The sequence below is a fragment of the Sphingomonas sp. NIBR02145 genome, assembly GCF_027359115.1.
GTDB classification, from domain to species: Bacteria; Pseudomonadota; Alphaproteobacteria; order Sphingomonadales; family Sphingomonadaceae; genus Sphingomonas; species Sphingomonas kyeonggiensis_A.
Genome location: NZ_CP114791.1, coordinates 4,441,985 through 4,453,924 on the forward strand (window position 1 = coordinate 4,441,985; position 11,940 = coordinate 4,453,924).

The following is an 11,940-nucleotide window of genomic DNA, read 5'->3' on the forward strand; positions in this document are numbered from 1 at the left end:
ATATTCGCATGAATGCGACTCGGGGCCTCGGTTTTCGCTTCGCTGGCAGCGGTGTCGCGCTGCCGAGGACCGCCGTTCCTTCGGTGGAGATCGATGCCCGGCTCGGCCGGGATCCCGGCTGGACCGAAGCGAATTTCGCGATCGCCACCCGCTATTGGGCGCGGGGCGACGAAACCAGTTCGTCGCTTGGCGCCGCGGCGGGTGCGGCGGCGCTGGCGGCGGCGAACTGGGATGCCGCCGATCTCGATGTGGTGATCTCTGCATGCGGCGTGATGGAGCAGCCGATCCCGGGCAACGCCCCGCTCATCCAGCGCCGGCTCGGCATCGGCGCGAGCGGCATCGCCGCATTCGACGTCAATGCGACCTGCCTCTCGTTCCTCGTCGCGCTCGACACGCTGTTGATGGGAATGGCGATCGGCAAATGGCGCCGGGGCCTGATCGTTTCGGTCGACATCGCTTCCGCCGCACTCGATTTCGGTTCGCCCGAGTCATCGGTGATCTTCGGCGACGGCGCGGCCGCCGTGGCGATCGAAGCCGACGGCCCCAGCCGCCTGCTTGCCTGCCGGCTCGCGACCTTCGGCGACGGGTCGGAATTGTGCCGGCTTGAATCGGGCGGCACCCGCATGCGCCCGACCGAGGATCTCGATGCCTTCCTGGCGGTATCGAAGTTCCGGATGGACGGTCCCGCATTGTTCGCCGCGACCGCCAAGCGCTTCCCGCGTTTCCTGCGCGACCTGTTCGCCGAAGGCGGTGTGGCGGCCGAAGGGCTCGATACGATCGTGCCGCACCAGGCAAGCGCGGCGGCGATCGAGCATCTCAAGCGCTCGGTGCCGGATGGCCATGCCAGGACGGTCGACATCTTCCGGGACCATGGCAACCAGATTGCGGCGGGCATGCCGCATGCGCTCCATGTCGCGCGTGAGCGAGGTCAACTCGCGCCCGGTAGCCACAGCCTGCTGATCGGAACATCGGCTGGCGTATCGCTGGGCGGCGCGGTGATCCGCTGGTGACCCGGCATGCGCTGGTGACCGGAGCGACCGGCGGACTGGGACGCGAACTGGTCGGCCAGTTGCGCGCGGCCGGATATCAGGTGCGCGCGACCGGCCGCGACCGGGCGATCGGTGCCCAGCTCGGAACGGAATTCCTGCCGGCCGATCTGGTCACCGATCCGTTGGCGCCGCTGCTCGGCGGCGTGGATGTGGTGTTCCACCTTGCCGCGCTCTCGTCTCCCTGGGGGTCGCGTGCGGCTTTCGAGGCGATCAACATCACTGCGACCCGGCGGCTGGCCGATGCCGCGCGCGCGGCGGGGTGCGAGGGGCTGGTCTACGCTTCCACGCCCTCCATCTACGCCGAACCGCGCGACCGGATCGGCCTGACCGAGGACAGCCCGGTCGGGCCGCGCTTCGCCAATGACTATGCCGCGACCAAATATGCCGCCGAACGACTGGTCCTGGCTGCCGACGCGCCGGGCTTCCGCAGCCTCGCGATCCGCCCGCGCGCGATCGTGGGGCCGCATGACACTGTCCTGCTGCCGCGAATCCTGCGCGCCGGGCGTCGCGGGCGGTTTCCGCTGCCGGGCGGGGGCGGGGCACTGATCGAGCCGACCGATGTGCGCGATGCCGCAGCCGCCTTTGTCGCCGCCGACCGCCGATTGGAGACGGCGGGCGGGCAGGCGATCAACATATCGGGCGGCGATCCGCGGCCGGTGCGCGAACTGCTGGGCCAGCTGTTCGCGCGGACCGGAAGCGCACCGCGCCTGGTGACGGTGCCGACCGGGCTTGCGATGACAATGGCCGGCGCGATGGAACGCGTTGCCGCGCTGCTGCCCGGCAGGCCGGAACCGCCGGTGACGCGTTACAGCGTCATGACCTTCGGCTTCTCGCAGACGATGCAGCTCGATCGCGCGCGCGATCTGCTCGATTGGGTGCCGCGCCACGGGATCGAGGCGATGATCGCCCATGCCCTGCCGGAGGCGATCCATGCGTGAGGTCGAGGTCAGGCTGATCCGCGCCGGGCATTGCGTCCACCCGCAGCGCGCAACGATCCGCGACGGCAGCCTGCGCCCGGCGATCTTCCCCGCGCTCTCGATCCTGATCGTGCACCCCCATGAGGGGCCGATCCTGTTCGATACCGGCTATGATCCGGCATTCTTCGCCGCGACCCGGCCCTTTCCCGAACGCTTCTATCGCTGGCTGACCCCGGCCACGCTGCCGCCGGGCGCGGACGTCGCGAGCCAGTTGCGGCGCTTCGGCTTCGATCCGGGCGATGTTCGCCATCTGGTCCTGTCGCATTTCCACGCCGATCATATCGCGGGCACCCATGCCTTTCCGAATGCCGCGATCCACTGCGCGCGTGCTGGGCTCGACGCGGCATGTTCGAGCGGGCGGGTGAAGGCGCTGCTCGGCGGCGTGCTGCCGGCGTTGCTCCCCGCCGATATCGCGGTGCGTGCGCGCTTCTTCGAGGATGCGCCGCGCGTTGCCCTGCCCGGCGCGTTGCAGCCCTTTGCCGAAGGGGCCGACATATTGGGCGACGGCAGCCTGCTCGCGGCCGAGCTCCCCGGCCACTGCCCGGGCCATTGGGGCATGGTCGTTGCCGACAGCCTGCACGGCGAGCATTTCCTGGTCGCCGATGCCGCCTGGTCGAGCGACGCGATCCGCCGCAACATGCCGCCGCCACGGCTGACCAGCAGCCTGCTGGGCAATGCCGGGCGCGTCGAGCAGACCCTGGCAAAGCTGCATGCGCTCTGGCAGCGCAACCCGGCGATCCGGCTAACCCCGGCGCATTGCCCCGAACGCGCCGCCGAAGCCGAGGCGTGAGCAAGATCCTCATCACCGGTGCGCGCGCGCCGGTCGCGGTCGATCTGGCGCGGTCCTTCGCAGCAGCGGGGCATGAAGTTCACCTGGCCGACTCGATCGCTGGCTGGGCGGCGAGCTTGTCGCGGGCGGTGGCCGCGACGCACCTGTTTCCGTCGCCGCGCGGCGATTTCGCGGGGTTCGCCAGCGCGCTGCGCGACCTGGTGGCGAGGCTCGACCCGGTGGCGATCATCCCGACCTGCGAGGAAGTGTTCTACGTTGCGGCGGCGGGTCTCGGCGATCGCGTGCTGGCGCCGCCGCTTGGGACGCTCCGTACGCTGCATTCGAAGCTGGCTTTCGTCGCGCATGCTCGGGGACTGGGCATAGGGGTGCCCGAAACCTGGCGGATCGAGGCTTGTGCCGAACTCGAGGATTTGCCGGTAGCGTTCGGAGAACTGGTGCTGAAGCCCGATTTCTCCCGCTTCGCGACCGAGACTCTGGTCCGGCCTTCGCGCGCGCAACTGGCGGCGATCGATCCGTCCGCCGACCGGGCCTGGGCGGCGCAGCGTTTCGTCGCGGGCGAGGAACTGTGCCTCTGGTCCTTCGCCCGGGCGGGGCGGTTGGTTACCGCGGTCGTGTATCGCCCGGTCTGGCGGCACGGCAAGGCGGCGTCCTATGCGTTTGAGGCCGTCGATTGCCCGGCGGCGATCGAAGTCGCGCGCACGCTGGCTGCGGCAAACGAGCTGAGCGGGCACCTCTCGCTCGACCTGATCCTCACGCCGGAGGGCGTGGCGGTGCCGATCGAGTGCAATCCGCGTGCGGTTAGCGGAGTGCATCTGTTCGATGCGCGGCCGGAACTCGCGGATGCGATGCTCGGCCGGGGCGAGGCGCAGCCTGTTAAGGGCTTGCGCTATCTCGGTCCGGCGATGGCCTTGCTGGGGCTGCCGGCTGCGATCGGGGGCGGGCGGCTTGGCCAGTTGGCGCGCGACGTCAGGCTCGGCCACGATGCGGTGGGGCGGCCGGGCGATCGCCGCCCGGTTATCGGTGCGATGCTCGATGCCGCGCGTTTCGCCAGGCAGGCTCTGCTGTCGCGCGGGAGTGCGGCGGGTGCGACCACGGCCGACATCGAATGGAATGGTGAGCCGATCGCATGATCCTGTTCGATCCGCTCGACCCGCCGCCGGGCGCGTGGCCGGCCGGCTGCGATTCGCGTGCCTATATCGAGGGCATCGCGCGGGCGGGCGTGGGCGCGATGATCCCCAACGTCGCCACGCGCTGGATGGCGCTTCGCGCGGGCGAGCGCGTCTATCCGGTGACGATCAATGAAGGCGGGGTGGGAGGCAGCTATGTCTGCCTGCCGCACAGCGCCTATATCCTCTACGCGCGGGCCGAGCTCGACATCGTCGATACCGGGTGGCTGCGACCGCTGCTGCGCGCGATGATCGCTGCCGCCGATCGGCTGTTGCGCTGGGGGCAGGTCAATCGCGTCCTCCATATCGACAACTGGATGCTGTCGACCAACCTGCACGGCGACTGGCAGGGCGACGATCTCCCGGCGATCCGCGCCTTCCTGGCCGAGCGTTTTCCGACCCATGCCATCGCGGTCCGCTCGGTGGACGGCTGGTCCTCGCCGGCCCTGCTCGACGCGGCGCGGAGTGACGGCTGGCGGTTGCTCGCCAGTCGCCAGATCTGGGTGACCGGCGACCTCGAAACGCAGTGGCGCGCGCGGCGGAATACCGGGCACGACTTCCGCCTGCTTCGCCGCAGCGGGCTGGTGATCGACGAGTTCGCGGTGATGACCGAAGCCGACGCGGCGCGGATCGCCGAGCTCTACCATCTGCTCTATGTCGGCAAATATTCGCCGCTGAACCCGATCTTCTCGCCGGATTGGATCCTGATGACCTGGCGGGAGGGCATCCTGCGGTATTGTGGGGCACGCGACGCGCAGGGCACGCTGCTGGCGGTGACGGGCGCCCTGGTGCGGGGCGATGTCCTGACCCCGCCGATCGTCGGCTACGACACCGCCCGGCCGCGGCGAGAAGGCCTGTACCGCATTGCCACGCTCCTGTTCACCTCGATGGCGCACGAGAAGGGCATTCGGCTCAACGGCTCGGCCGGTGCCGCGCAGTTCAAGCGCAACCGCGGTGCCACCGGGGTGATCGAATATACTGCGGTCGCCGCCGGCCATCTGCCCTGGCGGCGGCGCGCCGTGCTGGGGTTGATGCAGGCCGCGCTCGATCGGCTGGCAGTTCCGTTGATGAGGAGGCGAGGGCTATGAGCGACGCATGGCCGGTGGCGATTGCGCAGGGCTGGCATCCGTTGGCGGCATTGGACGCGCTCGGCAGCAAGCCGGTGGCGCGGCGGCTGATGGGCACGCCGGTCGTGCTGTTCCTGAGCGCGGGCAAGCCCGTCGTCATGCTCGATCGCTGCCCGCACCGCGCGCTCAAGCTTTCCGACGGCTGCGTGCTGGGCGGCACGATCGCCTGCCCCTATCATGGCTGGCGCTTCGGCGCGGATGGCCGCTGCGTCGAGGTCCCCGGCTCCGACGAGGTGCCGGCGGTCTCGGCTCGGGTCCTGCCGGTCGAGATCCGCGCCGGGCTGGTCTGGACCTGCCTGGCCGAGACCCCGCCGCCATTCCCTCGCCTGCCTGCGCTGCTCGACGATCCGGCGCTCGACCATTTTCGCTGGCTGGTCGCGCCCAGCCGGATGCGGTTGCTCGACGGGATCGAGAACATGCTCGACGCCTCGCACCCGCATTATGTCCATCCCTGGTTCCTGCGCGGTACCGGCAAGCGCCGGGCGATGCGGGTGGAGGTGTCGCTCGGGCCCGATGGCGCGCAAGCCGTCTATCACGAGAACGCCCGTGCCGAGGGCATCATGCCGCGCCTGCTGGAGGGCAAGAGGACGGTGTCGATCGGGCGCTATTTCCCGCCGACGATCGGCCAGCTCGAATTCCGCACCGACCGCGGCCTGAGTGTCTCGCTGACCGCGATCTTCGTGCCGGAGGACACGGATCTGGTGCGCCCCTATGCGCTGTTCTCCACCCGCCGGGGCATCGCGCCCAACTGGCTCAAGCGCTGGGTGCTCAAGGCGTTCAACCTGCCGCTGCTGCGCCAGGACCAGCGAGTGCTGGCCGACCAGGTCGAGGCGCTGAAGGACTGGGGCGCGGTCGATTTCGCGATCGGCCCGGCCGATCTGATCGGGCCGACGGTGTGGCGGCTGGCCAATGGCAGGCCGCAGGCGGTCGAGCAGCACGAGGCGATACTCTACCTCTGACGCCACTCCCGCCGGACGCGGCGCAGCTTGCGGTCGAAATCCACTGTCAGCCCGCGGGTGATCGCGATCTCTGGCCGCACCACGCCGGCACGATCGAACAAGCCCGCCAGCGAGGCGGACACTCGCGCGTCGCTCTCCGGCGGGAGTATGGGGTCAAGCGCGACGCTGATCCGGTCCTCCGCGGTCTGGACGATGCGGAAGTCGGTGATCGCCCGATCGGCATCGACAACGGCGTTGCGCAGCACGTCGGGCGTGATCATGCGCCACTGCCCGCCGGCATCCTGCAGCTCGAACACGTCATCCTGCCGCCCTTCGATCCGCGCAACGGCCTGTAGCGGCGAGCCGCAGGCGCAGCGTTCGTCGGAAAGGACCAGCAGGTCGTTCATCCGGTATCGCGCCATGATCTGGGTCCGCCGCGTGAAATCGGTGATCAGCGGCGTCACTAGTCCGCTGTCCCCCGATGGCTGCCACTCGAACCGCACCGCATCCTCGGCAAGGTGCAGCGTGCCGTGCGGGCAGGCAACGCCGAACAGCCCTTCGGTCGCCATGTAGATCTCACGCACCCTGGCGCCGGTCGCAGCCTCGATCACCGCGCGGTCCAGCGGATCGAGCACTTCCGCGCCGCTGAACAGGTTGTGCGCGGTCAGCCGGCCGCTCTCCGCCAGCCGCCGCAGCACCTTGGGCGGCGCCACGATCGAGTCGGGCGCGAAGGCGGCGAGCTGGTCGGCCCAGCCATCGACCCCCAGCGCCAGGTCGAAGAAGCGCAGGCTGATCCGCCGCCCCCGTTCGGCCGAGCGATAGAGCGTCGAGAAGCCGGGCAGGGCAAGCGCGACACGGTGCCGCCGCCACAGCACATCGGGAAGCGCCTTGGCGAGAATCGTTCCCAGCCAGACGAAGCGTTCGGCTTCGCTGATGACGTAATAGCCGCGATTCCCGCTCGTCCCGGTGCTTTGCCCGATCGGATGGCCCCGCACCCGATCCGCGCCCGCATCGAGGGCCGAGCGGATTTCGTCCGCCGTGATGCGGGGGCGGTTATAGGCGGCGAAATCGGCGGTCAGGATCGCCTTGTCCATCACCGGCAGTTCCTCGAGGCGGCGAACCGGCTCCTCCGCAAAGGCATCGACGCGCGGCACCGCGGCCTTCATCCAGCCGGCAAGCCTCGCGGCCTGCCAGCGTCGCACGTCGTCAGGCGTTGCCAGTCGCCGGGCCAGCCGGCGCGTGCGCACGAAAGCGGAGACGGCGCTCATCACAGCAAGCATGGCGCCAGTGTAGATATCGCCATGGCCGCGTCCACTGCGACGGCGCAGATTTGCGGGAGTCCGAAGTTGACGCAGGGCATGCGCCGGATAAGCCTCGCGCGCGTAGGCTTGGGGACCGGCGTTGCGCATTGCCATCATCGACGACAGCGGGCTGCGCGCCACGATCCTGGAGGAGGGATTGCGCGAGGCCGGCTTCGAGGAAATCGAGATCGTGCCCCCGCACGGTGCCTTTGTCGCGCGGCTCGAGCGGATGGCGCCCGATGTCGTGCTGATGAACCTCGGCAACGCCAATCGCGATTCGCTGGAGGAGATGCTGACGGTGAGCCGCGCGCTCGCCCGGCCGATCGCGATGTTCGTCGACCAGTCGGACGAGGGGATGATCGGGGCGGCGATCGATGCGGGCGTCTCGGCCTATGTCGTCGACGGGCTGCGCAAGGACCGGGTGAAGCCGGTGCTCGACCTGGCGATCCGCCGCTTCAATGCCTTTTCCAGGCTGCAGACCGAGCTCGATGCCGCGCGCACCGAGCTTGCCGAGCGCAAGACGCTCGATCGCGCCAAGGCGATCCTGATGCAGAGCCGGGGCCTCAGCGAGCCCGAAGCCTATGCGCTGCTGCGCACCACCGCGATGAAGCAGGGGCGGCGCATCGCCGAAGTCGCCGAAGCCCTGATCACAGCCGCCGACCTGTTTGGAGACGGGCGATGACGCCGCTTTCGATCGCCTTCCTCCCCCTGACCGACAGCGCGCCGCTGATCGTGGCGCGCGAGCGTGGCTTCGCCGAGGCCGAGGGCATCGCCCTCACCCTGGTGCGCGATACCAGCTGGGCGACGGTGCGCGACCGGCTGGTCTATGGCCAGGTCCAGTGCGCGCACATGCTCGCGCCGCTCGCCGTGGCGGTGACGCTGGGGCTCAGCCAGGCGCCCTGCGCGATCGCCGCGCCGTTCAAGCTCAACGACAATGGCAATGCGCTGACGCTTTCGGCCGAGCTGGCGGCCGCGCTCGATCCCGATCCGCGCAACCGCGTGCAGGACCCCGTCGCCACCGCGCATGATTTCGCCGCCGCGATCGGGCTGCATCGCCGAAAGCCGGTGATCGGCATCGTCCATCGCTATTCGAGCCACGCGCTGATGCTGCGCTACTGGCTTGCCTATGCCGGGGTGAACCCGGACCGCGATGTGACCCTGCGCGTGCTGCCGCCCTCGCTGATGGTGCAGGCGTTGCGGCTGGGCGAGATCGACGGCTTCATCGCGGGCGAGCCCTGGGGCAGCGTCGCGGTGGCCGAGGGGATCGGCGAGATCGCCGCCGCGGGCGTGAACATCTGGCAGCGCGGCGTCGAGAAGGTGCTCGCTACCCGCGCCGACTGGGCCGAAGCCAATGCCGATCAGCTCGGCCAGCTGCTCCGCGCGCTCGACCGCGCCGCCGCCTGGTGCGACGATCCGGCCAACCGGGAGGATGTGGCGGCCCTGCTTGCCCGGTCCGACTATGTCGGCCAGCCCGCCGAGCTGATCGCCCAGGCGCTGGCCGGGCGGATGCCGCTGATGTGCGGCGGCGAGGTGATCGACCTGACCGATTTCCTGGTCTTCCACCGTGGCGCGGCCAACTTCCCGTGGCGCAGCCAGGCGCTTTGGATCTACTCGCAGTTCGTCCGCTGGGGGATGGTCGAACCGAGTGCCGAGGCCGAGCGTGCGGCCGCCGGCGTGTTCCGCTCCGACCTGTACCGCAGCGCGCTTGCCGGGCGCGGTGTCGCGATGCCGGGCGCGAGCATGAAGGTCGAGGGTTCGCTGGCGAATCCGCTCGCAGCTGCGTCGCATCAGGGCAGCCTGATGCTCTCGCCCGATCGGTTCTTCGATGGCAAGTCTTTCGATCCGCAGGATATTTCTGGCTATCTGCAGGCCCTGAAACAAAGCTGAAATTTTTGCACTTGCGAAGAAACCCACTTCGCGTCAGCTTATGCGAGTCGCCCGAATGGCCGGGGGACGCTTATCGGATGTCCGCGGCGACGTAGGCGCGAACATCCACCGGAATTCAGCAAAGCCGCTGTCCGATCACCGCCTCGCGGGAGATCGGCAGCGGCTTTTTTCGTGCCTGCGGCACATCAGATTTTTTCGTGCCGGACGGCACGGGGGAGCAGAGCGGATGAAGATCGCGGAACTGGCGCGCGAAGGCTTCGAGGCGATCGGCGGGGGCGCCGATGTCGATTCCTTTCCGGCACGCAAGGCAAAGTCGGCATTCTGGAGCAGCGGCCACACGCCGACGCTGATCGCCGCCTTCCTCTATTTCGACCTGGCCTTCATGGTCTGGGTGCTGCTCGGCCCACTTGCGCCGGAGATCGCCAAGGACCTGCACCTCAGCCCCGCGCAGAAGGGCCTGATGGTGGCAACGCCCACCCTGGCCGGCGCGGTGCTCCGCTTGCTTGTCGGCCTGCTCGCCGATCGGATCGGGCCGAAGCGCACCGGGGTGATCGGCCAGGTGATCGTGATCGCTGGACTGCTCACCGCCTGGCGGCTGGGCGTCCACAGCTTTGCCGGCACGCTGGCGCTGGGCGGTGTGCTCGGCTTTGCCGGCGCCAGCTTCGCGGTGGCGCTGCCGCTCGCCAGCCGCTGGTATCCGCCCGAGCATCAGGGCAAGGCGATGGGCATCGCCGGCATGGGCAATTCTGGCACCGTGCTTGCCGCGCTGTTCGCGCCGATGCTGGCCAAGGCGTTCGGCTGGAACGCCGTGCTCGGCCTGGTCTGCATTCCGCTGGCGATCGTGCTGGTGGTCTATGTCGTGCTGGCCAAGGACGCGCCGAACCAGCCCGCGCCCAAGCCGCTCGCCGCCTATCTAGAGCCGCTCAAGACCGCGGACGCCTGGTGGTTCATGCTGTTCTACGGCGTCACCTTCGGCGGCTTCTCGGGGCTCGCCTCGTCGCTGACCATCTACTTCACCGATCAGTTCGCGCTGAGCACGGTAGTCGCCGGCTATTGCACCGCGGCCTGCGTGTTCGCCGGGTCGCTGGTCCGTCCGCTCGGCGGGGCGCTGGCCGACAAGGTGGGCGGCGTCGCGGCGCTCACCGCCGTCTATATCGTCGCGGCACTCGCGCTGCTCGGCGTCAGCACCTCGCCCGCCAGCCTCGGCGTCGCGCTCACCCTGTTCGTTATCGCGATGCTCGCGCTCGGCACCGGCAATGGCGCGGTGTTCCAGCTGGTGCCGCAGCGCTTCGGCAAGGAGATCGGCATCCTGACCGGGCTCGTCGGCATGGCGGGCGGCATTGGCGGCTTCTACCTTGCCTCCTCGCTCGGCTTCGCGCGGCAGGCGACCGGTGGGTTCGGCCCGGGCTTCCTGATCTTCGCGATGCTGGCGCTGGGCGCACTTGCCGGCCTGACCTTCGTCAAGGGCAAGTGGCGGGCGCGCTGGGTCGCCGCGGCGCAGGGCGTGCGGATCTGATGCGCGCCGCGCTCCTCCTTCCTCTGGCCATCGCCGCGACGCCGGCGATGGCGCAGGAGATGAAGCCGATCGTCGATGCGCGGCTTCGCTATGAAGGCGTCGACCAGGCCGGGCTGGCACGGGATGCCGATGCGCTCACGCTGCGTGTCCGCGCCGGGTTCGAGCTCAAGCAGGGTGTTTTCGCGCTGCTCGCCGAGAGCGAAGGCACGCTGGCGCTGAGCGAACGCTACAACAGCACCGTGAACGGCCGCACCGCCTGGCCGGTGGTGGCCGATCCCGAGAATGTCGAGATCAACCGGATTCAGCTCCAGTATCGCGGGATCAAGAACACCGTCTTCACCGCCGGCCGCCAGCGCATCGCGCTCGACGACCAGCGCTTCGTTGGCAATGTCGCCTGGCGGCAGAACGAGCAGACCTTCGATGCGGTGCGCGTCGAGAGCAAGGCGCTGGGGCCGGTGGCGATCGACATGACCTATGCCTGGGCGGCGCACACGATCTACGGCGTCGAGAGCCCGATCGCCGGGATCGGCGGCGACAATGTCTTCGCCGGCGCGAGCGTGAAGCTCGGCCCGGTCAGCGCCAAGGGCTTCGCCTATCTGGTCGATCAGGACGCGACCGGCCGGCGGCAATTCTCCAGCCAGACCTATGGCGGGCGGGCGGCGACCACGCTGCCGCTCGGCGCCGCCAAGCTTTCGCTCGCCGCCAGCTATGCCCGCCAGTCGAACTGGCGCGACAATCCCAATCGCTATGCCGCCGATTACTGGCTGGCCGAGGGGCAGCTCCAGGTGAAGGCCTTCGGGGTGAGCGGCGGCTATGAGGTGCTCGGCGCGGACAAGGGGCTGGCGAACACCAGCTTCCAGACGCCGCTGGCCACGCTGCACAAGTTCCAGGGCTGGGCGGACAAGTTCCTCGTCACCCCGGCGGACGGCATCCGCGACCTCTATGCCGGGGGCAGCTATGCGCTGGCGCTCGGCAAGGTGCCGGTGATCACGCTGCAGGCGATCTACCACCGCTTCGACAGCGACCGGAACGCGCGCCGCTACGGCGAGGAATGGGACCTGCAGCTCGGTTTCAAGCCGCTCAAGCGCGTCGCCGCCCTGATCAAATATGCCGATTACCGCGCCGCCAGCTTCGCGACCGATACGCGCAAGCTGTGGCTCGAGCTCGATTTTACCCTGTGAGGTTGCAC

At 69.3% G+C, this 11,940-nt stretch carries 11 protein-coding genes; 10 read left to right on the top strand and 1 reads right to left on the bottom strand.

All coding sequences use genetic code 11. From position 1 onward, the window contains the following. The first annotated feature begins 8 nt into the window (after window positions 1–8). Genes O3305_RS20400 through O3305_RS20425 form a run of 6 tightly spaced genes read left to right on the top strand, consistent with a single transcriptional unit; the run spans window position 9 to window position 6,068 of the window. Window positions 9–1,010 carry a 3-oxoacyl-[acyl-carrier-protein] synthase III C-terminal domain-containing protein gene (locus tag O3305_RS20400; RefSeq protein ID WP_269574175.1) on the top strand — a complete coding sequence of 334 codons (1,002 nt, stop codon included), beginning with the start codon at window positions 9–11 and terminating at the stop codon, window positions 1,008–1,010. Beyond that, complete coding sequence (locus O3305_RS20405) at window positions 1,007–1,987, top strand: NAD-dependent epimerase/dehydratase family protein (RefSeq protein ID WP_269574176.1); 981 nt, start codon at window positions 1,007–1,009, stop codon at window positions 1,985–1,987. The genes O3305_RS20400 and O3305_RS20405 overlap by 4 nt, the downstream gene beginning before the upstream one ends. Then, window positions 1,980–2,816 (top strand): MBL fold metallo-hydrolase, encoded by an 837-nt coding sequence (locus O3305_RS20410; protein WP_269574177.1) that lies wholly within the window; start codon window positions 1,980–1,982, stop codon window positions 2,814–2,816. Before O3305_RS20405 ends, O3305_RS20410 begins: the two co-directional genes overlap by 8 nt. Beyond that, window positions 2,813–3,946 carry an ATP-grasp domain-containing protein gene (locus tag O3305_RS20415; RefSeq protein ID WP_269574178.1) on the top strand — a complete coding sequence of 378 codons (1,134 nt, stop codon included), beginning with the start codon at window positions 2,813–2,815 and terminating at the stop codon, window positions 3,944–3,946. Before O3305_RS20410 ends, O3305_RS20415 begins: the two co-directional genes overlap by 4 nt. Further along, on the top strand, window positions 3,943–5,070 hold the full coding sequence (locus tag O3305_RS20420; protein WP_269574179.1) for a hypothetical protein: 1,128 nt from the start codon (window positions 3,943–3,945) through the stop codon (window positions 5,068–5,070). Before O3305_RS20415 ends, O3305_RS20420 begins: the two co-directional genes overlap by 4 nt. Beyond that, window positions 5,067–6,068 carry a Rieske 2Fe-2S domain-containing protein gene (locus O3305_RS20425; RefSeq protein WP_269574180.1) on the top strand — a complete coding sequence of 334 codons (1,002 nt, stop codon included), beginning with the start codon at window positions 5,067–5,069 and terminating at the stop codon, window positions 6,066–6,068. Before O3305_RS20420 ends, O3305_RS20425 begins: the two co-directional genes overlap by 4 nt. On the opposite strand, the gene O3305_RS20430 is transcribed toward O3305_RS20425, so the two are convergent. After that, entirely contained in the window at window positions 6,059–7,327 is a 1,269-nt protein-coding gene (locus O3305_RS20430) for a F390 synthetase-related protein (protein ID WP_269574181.1), read from the bottom strand. The two genes, O3305_RS20425 and O3305_RS20430, sit on opposite strands and share 10 nt — an antisense overlap. A gap of 121 nt (window positions 7,328–7,448) precedes the next feature. On the opposite strand from O3305_RS20430, the gene O3305_RS20435 reads away from it, so the two are divergent. The 4 genes from O3305_RS20435 to O3305_RS20450 all read left to right on the top strand — a co-directional run bounded on the left by O3305_RS20435 (window position 7,449) and on the right by O3305_RS20450 (window position 11,932). Next, complete coding sequence (locus O3305_RS20435; protein WP_184170618.1) at window positions 7,449–8,030, top strand: ANTAR domain-containing response regulator; 582 nt, start codon at window positions 7,449–7,451, stop codon at window positions 8,028–8,030. Next, a complete protein-coding gene (locus O3305_RS20440; RefSeq protein ID WP_269574182.1) occupies window positions 8,027–9,235 on the top strand; it encodes a CmpA/NrtA family ABC transporter substrate-binding protein in 1,209 nt (402 codons plus the stop codon). The genes O3305_RS20435 and O3305_RS20440 overlap by 4 nt, the downstream gene beginning before the upstream one ends. Before the next feature lie 226 nt (window positions 9,236–9,461). Next, a complete protein-coding gene (locus O3305_RS20445) occupies window positions 9,462–10,751 on the top strand; it encodes a nitrate/nitrite transporter (RefSeq protein ID WP_269574183.1) in 1,290 nt (429 codons plus the stop codon). Next, window positions 10,751–11,932 (top strand): alginate export family protein, encoded by a 1,182-nt coding sequence (locus O3305_RS20450; protein WP_269574184.1) that lies wholly within the window; start codon window positions 10,751–10,753, stop codon window positions 11,930–11,932. Before O3305_RS20445 ends, O3305_RS20450 begins: the two co-directional genes overlap by 1 nt. The last annotated feature ends 8 nt before the right edge of the window (window positions 11,933–11,940 follow it).

What these genes read in the sequence shown, in the direction of transcription:
- O3305_RS20400 (WP_269574175.1), top strand. Translation starts at nt 9, where the DNA reads ATGAATGCGACTCGGGGCCTCGGTTTTCGCTTCGCTGGCAGCGGTGTC.
- O3305_RS20410 (WP_269574177.1), top strand. Translation starts at nt 1,980, where the DNA reads ATGCGTGAGGTCGAGGTCAGGCTGATCCGCGCCGGGCATTGCGTCCAC.
- O3305_RS20420 (WP_269574179.1), top strand. Translation starts at nt 3,943, where the DNA reads ATGATCCTGTTCGATCCGCTCGACCCGCCGCCGGGCGCGTGGCCGGCC.
- O3305_RS20425 (WP_269574180.1), top strand. Translation starts at nt 5,067, where the DNA reads ATGAGCGACGCATGGCCGGTGGCGATTGCGCAGGGCTGGCATCCGTTG.
- O3305_RS20430 (WP_269574181.1), bottom strand. Translation starts at nt 7,327, where the DNA reads ATGCTTGCTGTGATGAGCGCCGTCTCCGCTTTCGTGCGCACGCGCCGG.
- O3305_RS20440 (WP_269574182.1), top strand. Translation starts at nt 8,027, where the DNA reads ATGACGCCGCTTTCGATCGCCTTCCTCCCCCTGACCGACAGCGCGCCG.
- O3305_RS20445 (WP_269574183.1), top strand. Translation starts at nt 9,462, where the DNA reads ATGAAGATCGCGGAACTGGCGCGCGAAGGCTTCGAGGCGATCGGCGGG.
- O3305_RS20450 (WP_269574184.1), top strand. Translation starts at nt 10,751, where the DNA reads ATGCGCGCCGCGCTCCTCCTTCCTCTGGCCATCGCCGCGACGCCGGCG.